At 69.2% G+C, this 16,084-nt stretch carries 21 protein-coding genes, 1 tRNA gene and 1 riboswitch; of the genes, 15 read left to right on the top strand and 7 right to left on the bottom strand.

Annotated features, from left to right (window positions below; all coding sequences use genetic code 11):
• Nucleotides 1-6: 6 nt before the first annotated feature.
• Both ACIP79_RS16325 and ACIP79_RS16330 read right to left on the bottom strand, forming a co-directional pair.
• Nucleotides 7-591 carry a nicotinamidase gene (locus tag ACIP79_RS16325; protein ID WP_383677541.1) on the bottom strand — a complete coding sequence of 195 codons (585 nt, stop codon included), beginning with the start codon at nt 589-591 and terminating at the stop codon, nt 7-9.
• Nucleotides 592-869: 278 nt separating this feature from the next.
• Complete coding sequence (locus tag ACIP79_RS16330) at nt 870-2,198, bottom strand: nicotinate phosphoribosyltransferase (protein ID WP_401223635.1); 1,329 nt, start codon at nt 2,196-2,198, stop codon at nt 870-872.
• A 109-nt stretch (nt 2,199-2,307) separates the two neighbouring features.
• On the opposite strand from ACIP79_RS16330, the gene clpS reads away from it, so the two are divergent.
• The 7 genes from clpS (at nt 2,308) to ACIP79_RS16365 (ending at nt 7,135) form a co-directional block, all read left to right on the top strand.
• A complete protein-coding gene (gene clpS, locus ACIP79_RS16335; protein WP_383677545.1) occupies nt 2,308-2,625 on the top strand; it encodes an ATP-dependent Clp protease adapter ClpS in 318 nt (105 codons plus the stop codon).
• Between the two features lie 62 nt (nt 2,626-2,687).
• On the top strand, nt 2,688-3,293 hold the full coding sequence (locus tag ACIP79_RS16340; protein WP_383677547.1) for a DUF2017 domain-containing protein: 606 nt from the start codon (nt 2,688-2,690) through the stop codon (nt 3,291-3,293).
• 321 nt (nt 3,294-3,614) lie between these two features.
• Nucleotides 3,615-5,072: an amino acid permease gene (locus tag ACIP79_RS16345; protein WP_401223637.1), complete on the top strand. Its 1,458-nt coding sequence runs from the start codon at nt 3,615-3,617 to the stop codon at nt 5,070-5,072.
• Nucleotides 5,073-5,148: 76 nt separating this feature from the next.
• Entirely contained in the window at nt 5,149-5,571 is a 423-nt protein-coding gene (locus tag ACIP79_RS16350) for a Mov34/MPN/PAD-1 family protein (RefSeq protein ID WP_401223640.1), read from the top strand.
• A 97-nt stretch (nt 5,572-5,668) separates the two neighbouring features.
• Nucleotides 5,669-5,770, top strand: a complete 102-nt coding sequence (locus ACIP79_RS16355; protein WP_383677553.1) for a putative leader peptide — start codon at nt 5,669-5,671, stop codon at nt 5,768-5,770.
• Nucleotides 5,771-5,883: 113 nt separating this feature from the next.
• Nucleotides 5,884-6,162 carry a MoaD/ThiS family protein gene (locus ACIP79_RS16360; RefSeq protein WP_383677555.1) on the top strand — a complete coding sequence of 93 codons (279 nt, stop codon included), beginning with the start codon at nt 5,884-5,886 and terminating at the stop codon, nt 6,160-6,162.
• A 22-nt stretch (nt 6,163-6,184) separates the two neighbouring features.
• Nucleotides 6,185-7,135: a PLP-dependent cysteine synthase family protein gene (locus ACIP79_RS16365; protein ID WP_401223644.1), complete on the top strand. Its 951-nt coding sequence runs from the start codon at nt 6,185-6,187 to the stop codon at nt 7,133-7,135.
• A 107-nt stretch (nt 7,136-7,242) separates the two neighbouring features.
• On the opposite strand, the gene ACIP79_RS16370 is transcribed toward ACIP79_RS16365, so the two are convergent.
• A complete protein-coding gene (locus ACIP79_RS16370; RefSeq protein WP_401223646.1) occupies nt 7,243-7,701 on the bottom strand; it encodes a type II toxin-antitoxin system PemK/MazF family toxin in 459 nt (152 codons plus the stop codon).
• Between the two features lie 272 nt (nt 7,702-7,973).
• Here ACIP79_RS16370 and ACIP79_RS16375 point away from each other — a divergent pair, with 272 nt between their 5' ends.
• Entirely contained in the window at nt 7,974-8,726 is a 753-nt protein-coding gene (locus tag ACIP79_RS16375; RefSeq protein ID WP_401223647.1) for an MBL fold metallo-hydrolase, read from the top strand.
• Between the two features lie 66 nt (nt 8,727-8,792).
• Here ACIP79_RS16375 and ACIP79_RS16380 read toward each other — a convergent pair whose 3' ends face one another.
• Nucleotides 8,793-10,043 carry a PTS transporter subunit EIIC gene (locus ACIP79_RS16380; protein WP_401223650.1) on the bottom strand — a complete coding sequence of 417 codons (1,251 nt, stop codon included), beginning with the start codon at nt 10,041-10,043 and terminating at the stop codon, nt 8,793-8,795.
• Nucleotides 10,044-10,309: 266 nt separating this feature from the next.
• Entirely contained in the window at nt 10,310-11,596 is a 1,287-nt protein-coding gene (locus ACIP79_RS16385; RefSeq protein WP_387187160.1) for a PTS transporter subunit EIIC, read from the bottom strand.
• 175 nt (nt 11,597-11,771) lie between these two features.
• Between ACIP79_RS16385 and ACIP79_RS16390 the strand changes: the two genes are divergently transcribed.
• The 4 genes from ACIP79_RS16390 to rdgB all read left to right on the top strand — a co-directional run bounded on the left by ACIP79_RS16390 (nt 11,772) and on the right by rdgB (nt 14,031).
• The gene (locus ACIP79_RS16390; protein ID WP_383677567.1) at nt 11,772-12,005 is read left to right on the top strand and encodes a glucose PTS transporter subunit EIIB; all 234 of its coding nucleotides are present in this window, start codon (nt 11,772-11,774) and stop codon (nt 12,003-12,005) included.
• Between the two features lie 128 nt (nt 12,006-12,133).
• Complete coding sequence (gene rph, locus ACIP79_RS16395; protein ID WP_401223654.1) at nt 12,134-12,868, top strand: ribonuclease PH; 735 nt, start codon at nt 12,134-12,136, stop codon at nt 12,866-12,868.
• A 125-nt stretch (nt 12,869-12,993) separates the two neighbouring features.
• The gene (locus ACIP79_RS16400; protein WP_383677571.1) at nt 12,994-13,386 is read left to right on the top strand and encodes a hypothetical protein; all 393 of its coding nucleotides are present in this window, start codon (nt 12,994-12,996) and stop codon (nt 13,384-13,386) included.
• 42 nt (nt 13,387-13,428) lie between these two features.
• Nucleotides 13,429-14,031 carry an RdgB/HAM1 family non-canonical purine NTP pyrophosphatase gene (rdgB, locus tag ACIP79_RS16405; RefSeq protein WP_401223658.1) on the top strand — a complete coding sequence of 201 codons (603 nt, stop codon included), beginning with the start codon at nt 13,429-13,431 and terminating at the stop codon, nt 14,029-14,031.
• Between the two features lie 51 nt (nt 14,032-14,082).
• Here the strand turns inward: rdgB and ACIP79_RS16410 are convergent.
• Nucleotides 14,083-14,160 (bottom strand) — tRNA-Leu (locus tag ACIP79_RS16410).
• A gap of 43 nt (nt 14,161-14,203) precedes the next feature.
• Complete coding sequence (gene bcp / locus ACIP79_RS16415; RefSeq protein WP_401223661.1) at nt 14,204-14,671, bottom strand: thioredoxin-dependent thiol peroxidase; 468 nt, start codon at nt 14,669-14,671, stop codon at nt 14,204-14,206.
• A 175-nt stretch (nt 14,672-14,846) separates the two neighbouring features.
• Here bcp and ACIP79_RS16420 point away from each other — a divergent pair, with 175 nt between their 5' ends.
• From ACIP79_RS16420 to ACIP79_RS16430, 3 genes are all read left to right on the top strand, one after another.
• On the top strand, nt 14,847-15,185 hold the full coding sequence (locus tag ACIP79_RS16420) for a DUF3618 domain-containing protein (protein WP_401223664.1): 339 nt from the start codon (nt 14,847-14,849) through the stop codon (nt 15,183-15,185).
• Between the two features lie 100 nt (nt 15,186-15,285).
• On the top strand, nt 15,286-15,588 hold the full coding sequence (locus tag ACIP79_RS16425; RefSeq protein WP_383677707.1) for a GroES family chaperonin: 303 nt from the start codon (nt 15,286-15,288) through the stop codon (nt 15,586-15,588).
• 55 nt (nt 15,589-15,643) lie between these two features.
• Nucleotides 15,644-15,731: riboswitch (guanidine-III (ykkC-III) riboswitch) on the top strand.
• 29 nt (nt 15,732-15,760) lie between these two features.
• Nucleotides 15,761-16,081 (top strand): DMT family transporter, encoded by a 321-nt coding sequence (locus ACIP79_RS16430; RefSeq protein WP_383677579.1) that lies wholly within the window; start codon nt 15,761-15,763, stop codon nt 16,079-16,081.
• The last annotated feature ends 3 nt before the right edge of the window (nt 16,082-16,084 follow it).

The following is a 16,084-nucleotide window of genomic DNA, read 5'->3' on the forward strand; positions in this document are numbered from 1 at the left end:
GGGCTCTCAGACCACCGGCTTGCCGGTCAGCTCCACGCCCGCGCTCCGCATCTCCTCCAGGGCGCGGTCCGTGGTCTCCTTCGCCACTCCGGCGGTCAGGTCGAGCAGGACCTGCGTACGGAAGCCCTCACGGGCGGCGTCCAGGGCGGTGGCGCGCACGCAGTGGTCGGTGGCGATGCCGACCACGTCCACCTCGTCGATCTCCCGGGCGCGCAGCCAGTCCGCCAGTGTCACGCCGTTCTCGTCGGCGCCCTCGAAGCCGCTGTACGCCGCCGCGTACGCGCCCTTGTCGAAGACCGCGTCGATGGCGCCGGAGGCGACGACCGGTGCGAAGTTCGGGTGGAAGCCGACGCCCTCCGTGCCGGCCACGCAGTGCGCGGGCCAGGAGTGGACGAAGTCGGGGTTGTCGGCGAAGTGGCCGCCGGGCGCGATGTGGTGGTCGCGGGTCGCCACGACATGGCGGTAGCCGGCGGGCGCCTGTCCGATCAGCTCCGTGATGGCGGCGGCCACGTCGGCGCCCCCCGCCACCGCGAGGCTGCCTCCCTCGCAGAAGTCGTTCTGCACGTCTACGACGATCAAGGCGCGGCGCATGGTCGGTGTCCTTCGGCTCGGCAGGAGGGCGGTGGGGGTTGTGGGTTTTCTGGGGTTCGTGGGGGTGGCGGGGTCGGTGGGGTTCATGAGGGAGTGCGGGGCCCGGCCTGGGAACTACCGAGCCTAAGGACTTCGAGTGCACTCCGGGAGGGGGCATTCGGCTGCCGCGCGGCCCCCGACGGGTGTGCGGGGGACGTTCGTGCGGTGCGGAGGGTGCGTTGCCGTGTCATGCCCGCTCACCGGTTGTTCATGCGCCGGTGCCGTGGCGTACGGATACGTCAGACGTACTCCGTGGGGATGACCGCCTCCCCGCGGGAGAGCTGCGTCGCCGACAGCGGCAGGTTGGCGCGGGCCGCCCGGTGCCGCTCGCGTACGACGTCGAGGGGCTCGCGGGCGACGACCCGGCCGCCCTTGACCAGCTCGACCAGGAGCTGCCGGTCGGCCAGCTCGGCAGGCACCGGGCCGACGCCGATCACCTCGGCCTCGGCGACGCCGTGCTCGTCCAGCCGCCGGGCGGCCCACTTGCGGCCGCCGATGGAGGTCTTGCCGCCGGAGGACTTCTTCGCCACCGCCTCCAGCGGGTCCTTCGGATCGGCCGACCGGGCACGGGCGACCAGTTTGTACACCATGGAGCAGGTGGGGTGGCCGGATCCCGTCACCAGCTGGGTGCCGACGCCGTACGCGTCCACGGGCGCCGCCGCCAGCGAGGCGATCGCGTACTCGTCCAGGTCGGAGGTGACGATGATCCGCGTGCCGGTCGCGCCGAGCTCGTCCAGCTGCTGCCGGACCCGGTGCGCGACGAGGAGCAGGTCCCCGGAGTCGATGCGGACGGCGCCCAGCTCGGGCCCGGCCACCTCGACGGCCGTGCGGACCGCCTCCGTGACGTCGTACGTGTCCACGAGCAGGGTGGTGCCCCGGCCGAGCGAGTCCACCTGGGCCTGGAAGGCGTCCCGCTCGTTGTCGTGGAGCAGGGTGAAGGCGTGCGCGGAGGTGCCCACGGTCGGGATGCCGTAGCGGAAACCGGCGGCCAGGTCGGAGGTGGTGGTGAAGCCGCCGACGTACGCGGCCCGCGCGGCGGCCACGGCGGCCAGCTCGTGGGTGCGCCGGGCGCCCATCTCGATCAGCGGCCGCCCGCCCGCCGCCGAGGACATCCGGGAGGCCGCCGCCGCGATCGCCGAGTCGTGGTTGAGGATGGAGAGGATCACCGTCTCCAGGAGCACGCACTCCGCGAAGGACCCCTCCACCCGCATGATCGGCGAGCCCGAGAAGTACACCTCGCCCTCCGGGTAGCCCCAGATGTCACCGCCGAAGCGGTAGTCGGCGAGCCACTGAAGGGTCGGTTCGTCCACGATGGAGTGCTCGCGCATGAAGCCGAGGACGTCCGCGTCGAAACGGAAGTTCTCGACCGCGTCCAGGACGCGTCCGGTGCCGGCCACGACCCCGTAGCGGCGGCCCTCCGGCAGCCTCCGGGTGAAGACCTCGAAGACCGAGCGCCGGTCGGCGGTTCCGGCCGCCAGCGCGGCCCTCAGCATCGTCAGCTCGTACTGGTCGGTGAAGAGAGCCGTCGAGGGAACGTCCACCGGCAGCCCTAGGTCCGCTGTGTTCATGACGGGATCGTACCCCCATCTCGTCACTCTGACGATTTGGGTTCCGGGATTGCCGCGACCACCGGCGCGGGGGCGTCCGTTTGTGCGGTCACCCCCCTCTGGTGGCAGCATGGGCCGTGTGACGGCTCCCGCACCCCTAGAGACCGAGAAGACCGAGTCGGCGGAGGAGGTCTTCGCCGTACCCGAGCCGGACGTCCCCTGGCTGACGATCGTCCACAACGATCCGGTCAACCTCATGAGCTATGTGACGTATGTCTTCCAGACGTACTTCGGCTACTCCAAGGACAAGGCCACCAAGCTGATGATGGACGTCCACCACAAGGGCCGCGCGGTCGTCTCCAGCGGGTCGCGCGAGGAGATGGAGCGCGACGTCCAGGCCATGCACGGCTACGGCCTGTGGGCCACCCTTCAGCAGGACCGCAAGTGAGCCCACGCGGCAAGTGGACCGGAAAACAGCACCGAGCGGACCGGAAGCGGCGACACAACCTGATGCCAGGACACTTCGAACCGATCCCCGGCGGCGGCGCGGCCGTCGCGCTCGACGAGGTCGAGATCTCCATCATCCGCTCCCTCGCCGTCCAGCTCATGGAGCTCATCGGCCCCGGTCCCGCCGAGAACGCCCCGGACGACCCGCTCGCCGAACTGTTCGCGGAAGGCCCCAGCGAGCCGCCCTCCGACCCCGTGCTGCAACGTCTCTTCCCCGACGCCTACAGCGGCCCCGACGTCGAGGCCCACTCGCCCGAGCAGGCCGAGGAACAGCGCGCCCACTCCTCGGAGTTCCGCCGCTTCACCGAGAACGACCTGCGCGCCGGCAAGCGGGAGAACGCCCTGACGGTGATCCGCTCGCTGGACGGCCTCACCCCCGGCGGTGACGGCGGCGCGGTGCTCAAGCTGTCCGCCGAGGAGGCCGAGCAGTGGCTGCGCACGCTGAACGACCTGCGCCTCGCCATCGGCGCCCGGCTCGACGTCGTCGACGAGGAGGACACCGACCTCCTCTTCCGGCTGCCGGACGAGGACCCGCGCAAGCCGATGGTGATGGCGTACCTGTGGCTGGGCGGCCTTCAGGAGACCCTTGTGGAGACCCTTATGCCCTGAGCCGTCCTGGTTCACTGTTCGCTCAGAGGACGCTCAAATCCGAATAACGATCACGTCACCATGACCGCGTCCTATGGGGCGCGGTCAGACTTTTGTCCGGTTCTTCCTGTGGGGTACGCCACGAAGGCCTCAGCCGATCAATGTTGCGGCCGTGATAAATCTTCACGACCGCCCGACAGGACAACACCCAGGTCCGGCCGGGTGCGCCACCGAGCCGGCCGACCGCCGGCCAGGCGGGAAGCTCCACCATCCGGGGGGATCGGAACCCGATCCGAGGCCATCGCACTGGCTCGGACCGGCATGGAGAAAGGCGCAGCACACATGACCTCATCGCAGGTCGGCAAGCGATACGACAGCGACGGCAGTGAGGCCGTGGGCGGCGACGCCCCCGAAGAGGGGTACGAGCGCGGGCTCGGCAGCCGCCAGGTCCAGATGATCGCGATCGGCGGCGCCATCGGCGTCGGCCTCTTCCTGGGCGCCGGGGCGAACATCGCCAAGGCCGGTCCCAGCCTCATCCTGATGTACGCCCTCGCGGGCGTGATCATCTTCTTCATCATGCGGGCACTGGGCGAACTGCTGCTCTACCGCCCCGTCTCGGGCTCCTTCGCCGAGTACTCGCGCGAGTTCCTCGGCCCGTTCTTCGGCTACTTCACCGGCTGGACGTACTGGCTGATGTGGGTGGTCACCGGCATGGCGGAACTCACCGCCGCCGCGATCTACGTCCACTACTGGTTCCCGTCGGTCCCGCAGTGGGTGACGGCCCTGGTCTTCCTGGTCGTCCTCTTCGTGGCCAACCTGATCTCGGTGAAGCTCTTCGGCGAGATCGAGTTCTGGTTCTCGATGGTCAAGGTCACCGCGCTGATCGGCATGATCGTGATCGGCCTCGGCGTCCTCACCTTCGGCTTCAGCTCCGCCGGTGACACCGCCGCCGTCTCCAACCTCTGGGAGTTCGACGGCTTCTTCCCCAAGGGCGTCGGCTCGTCCCTGATGACCCTCCAGGGCGTCATGTTCGCCTACCTGGCCGTCGAACTGGTCGGCGTCACGGCGGGGGAGTCCGAGAACCCCGAGAAGACCCTCCCCAAGGCGATCAACACGCTGCCCTGGCGCATCGCGCTCTTCTACGTCGGCGCCCTCACCGTCATCCTCTGCGTCGTGAAGTGGACGGAGTTCGCCCCGGGCGTCAGCCCCTTCGTGGCGGCCTTCGCGAAGATCGGCATCCCGGCCGGCGCGGGCATCGTCAACTTCGTCGTCCTCACCGCCGCCCTGTCCTCCTGCAACTCGGGCATGTACTCCACCGGCCGCATGCTGCGCACCCTGGCGGACAACGGCGAGGCCCCGAAGATCTTCAACAAACTCTCCTCGACCAGGACCCCGGCGTTCGGCATCACCGTCTCCGTGCTCTTCATGGGCATCGGCGTGGTCCTGAACTACATCGTCCCCGAGAAGGCCTTCGGCTACGTGGTCTCGGTGGCCACCGCGGCCGGCATCTGGACCTGGCTGATGATCCTGATCAGCCACATCCTGTACCGCCGCGCGGTCGACGCCGGGCGCCTGCCCTCCTCCTCCTTCCCGGCCCCGGGCGGCGCGAAATTCAGCTGGGTCGCGGTCGCGTTCCTGCTCTTCGTCACCTGCCTGATCGCCTACGACGCCGACTCCCGCGTCTGCCTCTACGTGATGGCCGGCTGGGCCGCCGCCCTGAGCATCGGCTGGGCCGTCCTCAAGTCGAGGAACCCGCAGGTCGCCGAGCGCCGCGACCCGGTCTTCGAGAAGGTCGGCTGACCCCCTCCGGTTCACCATGTGGGCCGCCCCGTACCACGCTTCGGTACGGGGCGGCCTTCTGCTTATCCTGGCGAACATGCTGACCATCACCCAGGCCCTGTTCGACCAGATCGTCGCGCACGCGCGCCAGGACCACCCCGACGAGGCGTGCGGCGTCGTCGCGGGCCCGGAGGGCGCCGACCGACCCGAGCGGTTCGTCCCGATGCTCAACGCCGCCCGCTCGCCCACGTTCTACGAGTTCGACTCCGGCGACCTGCTGAAGCTGTACCGCGAACTGGACGACCGCGACGAGGACCCCGTGGTCATCTACCACTCGCACACGGCGACCGAGGCCTACCCGTCCCGCACCGACATCGCGTACGCCAACGAGCCGGGCGCGCACTACGTCCTCGTCTCCACGGCCGACTCCGACGACGCCGGACCCTTCCAGTTCCGCTCCTACCGGATCGTCGACGGCGTGGTGACGGAGGAGGAGATCAAGGTGGTGGAGGCGTACTGACCTCGCCCTCCGCACCCATCTCACCCTTCGGCCCGAAAATGTCCGGGATGTGAGATCACACTCCGGGATCCGGACCGGGAATCGATACGATGACCCCATGGTTTCCCACGACGTGAGCGAGAAGACGCCGGGCGCACTGCTCGTGGCGCGGCTGCACGTCGACCTGTGCAGGCTTCAGAGCGCCATCTGTACACGCTGAACCCTGCCGCCGTACGGCCGTGAGCCGCGGCTCCGCAACCGGCGTACCCCATGCTTCCCGCGCTGCCGCGCGCCCACCGACCTGACTTTTCCTTCCGACAGGAGCCCGCAACCATGGCCATCGAGGTCCGCATCCCCACCATCCTCCGCACCTACACCGACGGCCAGAAGGCCGTCGAGGGCGGCGGGGAGACCCTCGCCGAGCTGTTCGCCGACCTCGACACCCGGCACACGGGCATCCAGGGCCGCATCGTGGACGGCGGCGAGCTGCGCCGCTTCGTCAACGTCTACCTGAACGACGAGGACGTCCGCTTCCTCGACGGCATCAACACCAAGCTGACCGACGGCGACAACGTGACGATCCTGCCGGCCGTGGCCGGCGGCATGGTCTGATCCGATCGGGCTCTGATCACTCATGCGCTACGACTCCCCGCTCGCCGCGGTGGGCAACACCCCTCTGGTGCGCCTGCCGCGGCTCTCGCCGTCCCAGGACGTGCGTGTCTGGGCCAAGCTGGAGGACCGCAATCCGACCGGCTCGGTCAAGGACCGCCCGGCGCTGCACATGGTCGAACAGGCGGAGAAGGACGGCCGGTTGACCCCCGGCTGCACCATCCTGGAGCCGACGTCCGGCAACACGGGCATCTCCCTGGCCATGGCCGCGAAGCTCAAGGGCTACCGCATGGTCTGCGTCATGCCGGAGAACACCTCCCAGGAGCGGCGCGAACTCCTCGGCATGTGGGGCGCCGAGATCATCCCCTCGCCCGCGGCCGGCGGCTCCAACACCGCCGTACGCGTCGCCAAGGAACTTGCCGCCGAGCACCCGGACTGGGTGATGCTCTACCAGTACGGCAACCCGGACAACGCGGGCGCCCACTACGCCACCACCGGCCCGGAGATCCTCGCCGACCTCCCCTCCATCACCCACTTCGTGGCGGGTCTCGGCACCACCGGCACGCTGATGGGCGTCGGCCGCTTCCTGCGTGAGCACAAGCCGGACGTGAAGATCGTCGCCGCCGAGCCGCGCTACGACGACCTGGTGTACGGGCTGCGCAACCTCGACGAGGGCTTCGTCCCCGAGCTGTACGACGCGTCCGTCCTCACCACCCGCTTCTCGGTCGGCTCCGCGGACGCGGTGACCCGTACCCGGGAGCTCCTCCAGCAGGAGGGCATCTTCGCGGGCGTCTCCACGGGGGCCGCGCTGCACGCCGCGATCGGGGTCGGCAGGAAGGCCGTCGCCGCGGGGGAGTCCGCCGACATCGTGTTCGTCGTCGCCGACGGGGGCTGGAAGTACCTCTCGACCGGGGTCTACACGGCCGCGACCACGGAGGAAGCGATCGCGACGGTGCAGGGGCAGTTGTGGGCGTAGGGGGCCGTCCCCTTCCCGGGGGTCGTCCCCTTCCCGGGGGCTGCGCCCCCCGGCCCCCGCATTCGCGCTTCGCGCTCGTCCTCGAACGCCGGACGGGCTGAGAAGAATCAGCCCGCCAGGTGTCGTACCTGGTTCCACAGCTTCGGGTCCGCCTTGCCGGCCCGGCGGCGGAAGTCCGACAGCGGAACCTCGCGCAGCTCGTCGGTCTCCAGGAAGCTCGCCCGGCCCCGGGCGTCGCCCACGGCGCCCGGCGGGAGGGCGATCACCCCGGGGCGTTCGTCGTGGTACTTGCTGGTGATCTTCGCGACGGTCACCGTGCCGCCCCGCACCCGCAGGACGAGACAGGGGCGGTCCTTGCCGCCGGGACCGTCCTCGTAGGGGACGCTCGCCCACCAGATCTCAGCGGCCCGCGGCCGCGGTGCGCGGCCCGGCCTGGGTTCGGCAGGGCGGCCGGGCGGACGCCTGCGCCCGGCCGGCCGGTGCCCTCGCCCCCAGCCGTCCACGAGCGCCGCGACCAGCGCGAGCAATACCACCGCCGCGAGCGCGAGCCACCAGGACGTGTCCATACGGACGAAGGTACCCGTGCGTACCGTCGAACGCCCCCACCCGGGCGAAGGCGCCCGTCCAGCCCCGGCCCCAGGTCCATCCGAACCGGTGACAGCACAGGTGAGTTCGCCCACAACGGCCCCTGGCGGAGGAGCGACCGGCCCTTTTGCGCCTTACGCTCGACGGACCGCACGACCCCCGTTTCCCGTATCTGCTCCGAGTGTCCTCGCCGGGTTTCCGCCCGCCGCGTCCGCTCTCTGCACTTCCTGTCAGCGCGGAGGTTCCAGCTCTAATGAAGCTCACCGTCGTCGGCTGCTCGGGGTCGTTCCCGTCCGCGGAATCGGCCTGCTCGAGCTACCTCGTAGAGGCCGACGGCTTCCGGCTGCTCCTCGACATGGGCAACGGTGCCCTTGGCGAGTTGCAGCGCCACTGCGGTCTTTACGACCTCGACGCGATCTTCCTCAGCCATCTGCACGCCGACCACTGCATCGACATGTGCGCGTACTTCGTCGCGCGCTACTACCGCCACGACGGCGGCCGCGCCGGCCCGATCCCGGTCTACGGACCCGAGGGCACGGAGCACCGCCTGACCACCGCGTACGCGGACACCCCCACCGCCTCCTCGATGAGCGAGGTCTTCGACTTCCACACGGTCAAGCCGGCCACGTTCGAGGTGGGCCCGTTCACCGTCCACACGGAGCGGGTGCGGCACCCGGTGGAGGCGTACGGCATCCGCGTGGAGCACGCCGGACGCGCCCTGACCTACTCCGGGGACACCGGCGTGAGCGAGTCCCTCGACGAACTCGCCCGCGACACCGACCTGTTCCTCTGCGAGGCCGCGTTCACCCACGGCAAGGAGAACATCCCCGACCTCCACCTCAACGGCCGCGAGGCGGGCGAGACCGCGGCACGCGCCGGCGCCCGCCGCCTGGTCCTCACCCACATCCCGCCGTGGACGGACCCCGAGGTCAACCTGGCCGACGCGCGCGAGGTGTACGCCGGGCCGGTGGAACTGGCGGTGCCCAGGGCGGCGTACGAGATCTGAACGCCGGACGCGCGAAGGCCCCGGAACCGAGTGGGTTCCGGGGCCTTCGTCATGCCGTACGAGGACTCACGCCTTGGTGAGATCCTCGACCTCTTCCTCGGGCTCGCGGCCCGGGGTGGGAATGTTGAACCTGATGATTGCGAAACGGAAGGTCACGTAGTAGATCACTGCGAAGACCAGGCCGATCGGGATGATCATCCATGGCTTGGTGGCGAGGTTCCAGTTCAGGAAGTAGTCGATCGCACCGGCGGAGAAGCTGAAGCCGTGGTGCACGCCCAGCGCCCAGGTGACCGCCATCGACAAGGCGGTCAGGACCGCGTGGATCACGTACAGCAGCGGCGCGATGAACATGAACGAGAACTCGATCGGCTCGGTGATACCGGTGACGAACGAGGTGAGCGCGAGCGACATCATCATGCCGCCGACGGCCTTGCGGCGCTCCGGGCGGGCGGTGTGCGTGATGGCCAGGGCGGCGGCCGGCAGCGCGAACATCATGATGGGGAAGAACCCGGTCATGAACTGACCGGCGGTCGGGTCGCCGTGGAAGAAGCGCGGCAGGTCGCCGTGCCACACAGCGCCGGCGGAGTCCTTGTAGGTGCCGATCTCCTGCCAGGCCACCGTGTTGACGAACTGGTGCATGCCGACCGGGAGCAGCGCGCGGTTGATCGCGCCGAAGATGCCCGCACCGACGGAACCGAGTCCGGTCATCCACTCACCGAAGTTGGTGATGACGTCGCCGACGGGCTCCCAGACGATGCCGAAGAAGACACCGACGGCGGTGCCGATGAAGGCCATCAGGATCGGAACCAGACGCCGGCCGTTGAAGAAGCCGAGCCAGTCGGGCAGCTTGGTGCGGTGGAACCGCTGCCAGGTGACGGCGGCTATGAGGCCCATAATGATGCCGCCGAAGACCTTGGGGTCGTTGTACGTAGCGGCGACGTCCGCACCCTTGGTGACCTTGGCGTCGGTGATCGGGAACGCGGTCAGCACGTTCTTGTAGACCAGGAAACCGACCAGCGCGGCCAGCGCGGTGGAGCCGTCGGACTTCTTCGCGAAGCCGATCGCGATACCGACGCAGAACAGCAGCGGCAGGTTGGCGAAGACCGCGTCACCGGCGGTGGCGAACACCGACGCGACCTTGTCCCAGCCGAGTCCATCGGCACCGAACACGTCGGGCTGACCGAGCCGGAGCAGAATGCCCGCCGCCGGCAGCACCGCGATCGGAAGCTGGAGACTGCGGCCGACTTTCTGCAGGCCCTGGATCAGGCCTGATCCCCGCTTCTTCGCGGGTGCCGCCGTTGTGCTGGCGGTGGTCATAGTTCCTCCATGTACCGGAGCTGCCGGGGGACGGGAAGGGGGGCGCGAAGGGGCGCTAAGGGGGGCAGGCTCCACGTGGTCTACACCACTAAGTGGTGTAGACCTGTTTTAGCACGGTGAAGGTGAGATAAGGAACCGTCAATTTTGTGGCCTGGGCCATAGCGGGACATCTACAGGCAAGCTCTCGTAAACACGCCGAAGGGCCCCCGGACCAGGAGGTCCAGGGGCCCTTGGGAACGAGGCCGAGCGGGCGAACAGGCGAGCGGCTACGCCTTCGTCGCGTCCTCGCGCTCGTCGTCCGGCTCCCGCCCAGGAGTCTTCAGATCGAACTTGGTGATCGCGAACCGGAAGATCACGTAATACACGACAGCGAAGCACAGCCCGATCGGAATGATCGCCCACGGCTTCGTCGCCAGGTTCCAGTTGATGACGTAGTCGATCAGACCGGCCGAGAAACTGAAGCCGTCGTGGACCCCGAGCCCCCACGTCACCGCCATCGAGACACCCGTCAGCACCGCGTGCACCGCGTACAGCGCCGGCGCGATGAACACGAAGGAGTACTCGATCGGTTCGGTGATGCCCGTGACGAACGACGTCAGCGCGATCGACAGCATCAGACCGCCGACCTCCTTGCGCCGGTGCGGCTTCGCGCAGTGCGTCATGGCCAGGCAGGCGGCCGGCAGCGCGAACATCATGATCGGGAAGAAGCCCGAGGTGAACTGCCCCGCGTTCGGGTCACCCGCCAGGAACATGTTGATGTCGCCGTGGACCTCCGTCCCGTCCGGCTTGGTGTAGGTGCCGAACTGGAACCAGATGGGCACGTTCAGGAACTGGTGCAGCCCGATCACCAGCAGCGCGCGGTTGGCGAGACCGAACAGGCCCGCACCCCAGGCACCCAGCCCCACCAGCCAGTCGCTGAAGTTCTCCAGACCGTCACCGATCGGCGGCCACACCCACAGACACAGCGCGGCGAACGCGATCGCGACGAACGACATGATGATCGGCACGAGCCGGCGCCCGTTGAAGAACCCGAGCCAGTCGACCAGCTTCGTACGGTGGAACCGCTGCCAGAAGTACGCCGACAGCAACCCGATGACGATGCCGCCGAACACCCCCGGATTCTGGTACGAGAAGGCGTCCACCGTGCCGTCCGACGCCTGACACCCGGCCGCGATCTTCTGTGCTCCGGCCGCGCAGTCGATCGGGAACTGGCGCAGCACGTTGAAGTAGACGAGGAAACCGGCGACCGCCGCCAGCGCCGTCGAACCGTCGGACTTCTTCGCCATCCCGATGGCCACGCCCACGCAGAACAGCAACGGCAGCCCCAACTGCCCGTCCAGCAGCGCGCCGCCGGCCCCCGCCATCACCTTGGACACGTTCGTCCAGCCGAGGCCGTCGTCACCGAACACGTCCGGCTGGCCCAGCCGGTTGAGGATGCCCGCGGCCGGCAGTACGGCGATGGGGAGTTGAAGACTGCGGCCCATCTTCTGCAAGCCCTGGAACAGGTTGCTCCAGGGGGTGCGCGCGGGCGCGGCGGCACTGCTGGCACTCATGGGCGTCCTCCGGACGGAACCGGGTTTGGCGCCCGTTCGTCAACTGGTGTAGACCAGTCTGGGAACGGTCGCACTGTCGTGAACGCCATGATTCGGCACCCATGACATGACCGCTCGCGAAGATGGGCCAACTGTGGGTTACTGCGACAAAGCGGTTCGGATCAGGGAGTAGGACATGGCCACCAAGGCTGAGAAGATCGTCGCCGGACTCGGCGGCATCGAGAACATCGAAGAGGTCGAGGGCTGCATCACCCGCCTCCGTACCGAGGTCATCGACCCGAGCAAGGTCGACGAGGCCGCCCTGAAGGCCGCCGGCGCCCACGGCGTCGTGAAGATGGGCAACGCCATCCAGGTCGTCATCGGCACCGACGCCGACCCGATCGCGGCGGACATCGAAGACATGATGTGAACCACCCCGCTCTCTGAGCCTGCACGGGCTCACCCCTGAGGGGCTGCTTCCGCAACCGGCGGCAGCCCCTGGGCCCTGTCGCCAGCTTGGCGACAGGGCCCAGCCCGTATGCCGCTAGGCTCTTCGCCATGTCTCGAATCGACGGCCGCACCCCCGAACAGCTGCGCCCCATCACCATCCAGCGTGGCTGGAGCAAGCACGCCGAGGGCTCCGTCCTCGTCTCCTTCGGCGACACCAAGGTCTTCTGCACCGCCTCCGTCAGCGAAGGCGTCCCGCGCTGGCGCAAGGGCAGCGGCGAGGGCTGGGTCACCGCCGAGTACTCGATGCTGCCGCGTGCCACCAACACCCGCGGCGACCGCGAGTCCGTCCGCGGCAAGATCGGCGGCCGCACCCACGAGATCTCCCGCCTCATCGGCCGCTCGCTGCGCGCCGTCATCGACTACAAGGCGCTCGGCGAGAACACCATCGTCCTCGACTGCGACGTCCTCCAGGCCGACGGCGGCACCCGCACGGCGGCGATCACCGGCGCGTACGTCGCCCTGGCCGACGCCGTCACCTGGGCGCAGGGCAAGAAGCTCGTCAAGGCCGGCCGCCAGCCGCTCACCGGCACGGTGTCCGCCGTCTCCGTCGGCATCGTGGGCGGAGTCCCGCTGCTCGACCTCTGCTACGAGGAGGACGTCCGCGCCGACACCGACATGAACGTCGTCTGCACCGGCGACGGCCGGTTCGTCGAGGTCCAGGGCACCGCCGAGGCCGAGCCGTTCGACCGCAAGGAGCTGAACGCCCTGCTCGACCTCGCCGTCGCGGGCTGCGACGAGCTCGCCGCCGCACAGCGCACGGCACTTGAGGCAACCACGCGTTGATCCCACGCGTTCTAAGGGGTACGGGTGTACGGCTCGGCCGCGCGCCCCAGCCCGGCCCCAGCATGGGGCCGGGTCGACCGCACCACGGGGTCGAACACATCTTGCCCACGGGGAGGGACCGTTCCATGGCCGCGCGCCAACGCCGACGCACCGCCGCATTCGCCGTCATCGCCGCACTCGTCGCCATACCGGCGGCGACAGGCTGCGACGCCGTCAGCAAGGCCCTGGACTGCGTCCAGGCCGCCGATGCCATCGCCGACAGCGTCACCGACCTCCAGCAGGCCGTGGAGAACGCGGCGAACGACCCGACACAGACCGGCGAGTCCCTCGACTCGATCGAGCAGAACCTCGACGAGATCGGCGACAAGACCGACAACGCCGACGTCAACAAGGCGGTCGACGACCTCAGCGAGGCCGTCGGCAACGTCCGTACGGCCATCAAGAACGGCGACGAGACCCCCGACATCAGCCCGGTCACGGACGCGGCGGGCGAACTCACCAAGGTCTGCACGCCGTAACAGCCGCGCGGGGGCCGTGAGGGCTTGGGGATACTGAGGGGCATGACCCGCCTGATCCTCGCCACCCGCAACGCCGGAAAACTCACCGAACTGAAGGCGATCCTCGCCGACGCAGGTCTCAGTCACGACCTCGTCGGCGCGGACGCCTACCCCGAGATCCCCGACGTCAAGGAAACCGGCGTCACCTTCGCCGAGAACGCCCTCCTCAAGGCCCACGCCCTGGCGCAGGCCACCGGCCTCCCGGCCGTCGCCGACGACTCGGGCCTCTGCGTCGACGTCCTGGGCGGCGCCCCCGGCATCTTCTCCGCCCGCTGGTCCGGCACCCACGGCGACGACGCCGCGAACCTGGCCCTCCTGCTGGCCCAGCTCGGCGACATCGCCGACGGCCACCGAGCCGCCCACTTCGCCTGCGCCGCGGCCCTCGCCCTCCCCGACGGCACGGAACGCGTCGTCGAGGGCCGGCTGCGGGGTGTGCTGCGCCACTCGCCGACCGGCACGAACGGCTTCGGCTACGACCCGATCCTCCAGCCGGACGGCGACACCCGCACCTGCGCGGAACTCTCCCCCGAGGAGAAGAACGCGATCAGCCACCGGGGGAAGGCGTTCCGGGGGCTGGTGCCGGTGGTCAGGGAGTTGCTGGGCTGAGAGCCGGTACGACGAAGGGCGCCACCGGCGATGCGGTGTGGCGCCCTTCGGTGGTGGGCCCGGTGGGACTCGAACCCACGACACACCGGACCTAAACCGGCGCCCTCTTGCCAGCTGGGGTACGGGCCCACAGCGCCGCCCACTCTACTGGGAGCCGTGGACGGCTCAGGTGTCAGATCCCCAGGTCCTTGATGATCTTGGCTACGTGGCCCGTGGCCTTCACGTTGTAGAAGGCGTGTTCGATCTTGCCGTGTTCGTCGACCACGAGGGTGGAGCGGATGACGCCGACGTAGGTCTTGCCGTAGTTCTTCTTCTCGCCGTAGGCGCCGTAGGACTCGATGACGGTGGTGTCGGGGTCGCCGACGAGGGTCACCTTCAGGTTCTCCTTGTCGCGGAACTTGGCGAGCGTCTCGGGCTTGTCGGGGGAGACGCCGATGACGTCGTAGCCGGCGGTGGCCAGGACGTCGAGGTTGTCGGTGAAGTCGCAGGCCTGCTTGGTGCAGCCGGGGGTCAGGGCCTTCGGGTAGAAGTAGACGATGACCTTGCGGCCCTTGTGGCCGGCGAGGGAGACCTCGTTGCCGTCGGCGTCGAGCAGGGTGAAGTCGGGGGCGGTGTCGCCGGGCTGGAGTCGCTCGCTCATCGGTACCTCACGTGGACGGGGATGTTTACGGACTACGGAACGAGCGTAGTGGGGGTGCCGAGGGGTGCGTCGCTGCCCGAGCTGACAGACTGTCGGGAGCAGAGGGCCGGATACACGACCCCGGATGCACGACTCAGACACACGACCCAGACACACGACTACGGGAGGCAGCGCGGTGCCGGACACGTCGGACACGTCGGATACCAGGACCCCGGCGCAGATCGAGGCGGACATCAGGAGCCGCCGCGAAACCCTGGCCGAGACGCTCGACGAGATCGGCGTGCGCGTGCACCCGAAGACCATCGTCGGAGACGCCAAGGCCAAGGTCGCCTCGAACATCGACCACACGCTCGGCCGCGCCTACGTCGGTGTGAACCGCGTCGTCGGCGAGGTGAAGGGCCAGTTCGTCACCGAGGAAGGCGCGCCGCGGCTCGAACGCATCGTGCCGGTGGCCCTGGTCGTCGTGGGGATCGTCGGGCTGCTCGCCGTCGGCTCGCGTCGGCGCAAGCGCTGACCCGGCGGCGTACGGACCGCTCGAAGGCAGGTAGGTTCGGGTCGTGAGCGCCAACCGGGAGCAGCAGAGCACCCCTCATGACGACAAGTTGCCCATCCGCATGCTGCACGACCGTGTGCTGGTGCGGCAGGACGCCGCGGAGGGCGAGCGGCGTTCCGGCGGCGGCATCCTGATCCCCGCGACGGCGGCCGTCGGTCGCCGTCTGGCCTGGGCGGACGTCGTGGCGGTCGGGCAGAACGTCCGCGCGGTGGAACCGGGCGACCGCGTTCTGTACGACCCTGAGGACCGCGCCGAGGTCGAGGTGCGCGGGACGGCGTACGTGCTGATGCGTGAGCGGGATCTGCACGCCGTGGCCGCGGACCGCTTCGAGGGGTCCGAGGACTCGACCGGCCTGTACCTGTGATTCGTTGCCCGTAGGGGCAGGTGAGGGGCTGGTGACCATGGTCACCAGCCCCTTCGTCATTCCTTTGCTACGGTTGAGGAACCCCGACGAGACGCGCCGTACCGGGGTGAGCAGGACCTGAAGGACCGCGAAGACGACGCACCCCTGTTGATCGAACACGGAGGTGCCTCTCATGGCCTGGGTTCTGCTGCTCGTCGCCGGTCTGCTGGAAGTCGGCTGGTCGATCGGGATGAAGTACACGGACGGTTTCACGCGGCCGGTGCCGAGCCTCCTCACGGGCGCGGGCATCGTCGCGAGCATGGTGCTGCTGTCGTACGCCGCGAAGTCGCTGCCGATCGGTACCGCCTACGGCGTCTGGGTCGGCATCGGCGCGGCCGGTGCGGCGGTGCTCGGCATGGTCGTGCTGGGTGAGCCGGCGACCGCCGCCCGGATCTTCTTCGTCTGTCTGCTGCTGGTGGCCGTGGTGGGGCTGAAGGTCACCTCCGGCCACTGAGGC

The sequence above is a fragment of the Streptomyces sp. NPDC088747 genome (genome assembly GCF_044751025.1).
In the GTDB taxonomy this organism is placed as follows: Bacteria; Actinomycetota; Actinomycetes; order Streptomycetales; family Streptomycetaceae; genus Streptomyces.

Excerpts from the sequence above, each read along its gene's own strand:
- ACIP79_RS16325 (WP_383677541.1), bottom strand. The coding sequence starts at position 591 with ATGCGCCGCGCCTTGATCGTCGTAGACGTGCAGAACGACTTCTGCGAG.
- ACIP79_RS16330 (WP_401223635.1), bottom strand. The coding sequence starts at position 2,198 with ATGAACACAGCGGACCTAGGGCTGCCGGTGGACGTTCCCTCGACGGCT.
- clpS (WP_383677545.1), top strand. The coding sequence starts at position 2,308 with ATGGGCCGTGTGACGGCTCCCGCACCCCTAGAGACCGAGAAGACCGAG.
- ACIP79_RS16340 (WP_383677547.1), top strand. The coding sequence starts at position 2,688 with ATGCCAGGACACTTCGAACCGATCCCCGGCGGCGGCGCGGCCGTCGCG.
- ACIP79_RS16345 (WP_401223637.1), top strand. The coding sequence starts at position 3,615 with ATGACCTCATCGCAGGTCGGCAAGCGATACGACAGCGACGGCAGTGAG.
- ACIP79_RS16350 (WP_401223640.1), top strand. The coding sequence starts at position 5,149 with ATGCTGACCATCACCCAGGCCCTGTTCGACCAGATCGTCGCGCACGCG.
- ACIP79_RS16355 (WP_383677553.1), top strand. The coding sequence starts at position 5,669 with ATGGTTTCCCACGACGTGAGCGAGAAGACGCCGGGCGCACTGCTCGTG.
- ACIP79_RS16360 (WP_383677555.1), top strand. The coding sequence starts at position 5,884 with ATGGCCATCGAGGTCCGCATCCCCACCATCCTCCGCACCTACACCGAC.
- ACIP79_RS16365 (WP_401223644.1), top strand. The coding sequence starts at position 6,185 with ATGCGCTACGACTCCCCGCTCGCCGCGGTGGGCAACACCCCTCTGGTG.
- ACIP79_RS16370 (WP_401223646.1), bottom strand. The coding sequence starts at position 7,701 with ATGGACACGTCCTGGTGGCTCGCGCTCGCGGCGGTGGTATTGCTCGCG.
- ACIP79_RS16375 (WP_401223647.1), top strand. The coding sequence starts at position 7,974 with ATGAAGCTCACCGTCGTCGGCTGCTCGGGGTCGTTCCCGTCCGCGGAA.
- ACIP79_RS16380 (WP_401223650.1), bottom strand. The coding sequence starts at position 10,043 with ATGACCACCGCCAGCACAACGGCGGCACCCGCGAAGAAGCGGGGATCA.
- ACIP79_RS16385 (WP_387187160.1), bottom strand. The coding sequence starts at position 11,596 with ATGAGTGCCAGCAGTGCCGCCGCGCCCGCGCGCACCCCCTGGAGCAAC.
- ACIP79_RS16390 (WP_383677567.1), top strand. The coding sequence starts at position 11,772 with ATGGCCACCAAGGCTGAGAAGATCGTCGCCGGACTCGGCGGCATCGAG.
- rph (WP_401223654.1), top strand. The coding sequence starts at position 12,134 with ATGTCTCGAATCGACGGCCGCACCCCCGAACAGCTGCGCCCCATCACC.
- ACIP79_RS16400 (WP_383677571.1), top strand. The coding sequence starts at position 12,994 with ATGGCCGCGCGCCAACGCCGACGCACCGCCGCATTCGCCGTCATCGCC.
- rdgB (WP_401223658.1), top strand. The coding sequence starts at position 13,429 with ATGACCCGCCTGATCCTCGCCACCCGCAACGCCGGAAAACTCACCGAA.
- bcp (WP_401223661.1), bottom strand. The coding sequence starts at position 14,671 with ATGAGCGAGCGACTCCAGCCCGGCGACACCGCCCCCGACTTCACCCTG.
- ACIP79_RS16425 (WP_383677707.1), top strand. The coding sequence starts at position 15,286 with ATGCTGCACGACCGTGTGCTGGTGCGGCAGGACGCCGCGGAGGGCGAG.
- ACIP79_RS16430 (WP_383677579.1), top strand. The coding sequence starts at position 15,761 with ATGGCCTGGGTTCTGCTGCTCGTCGCCGGTCTGCTGGAAGTCGGCTGG.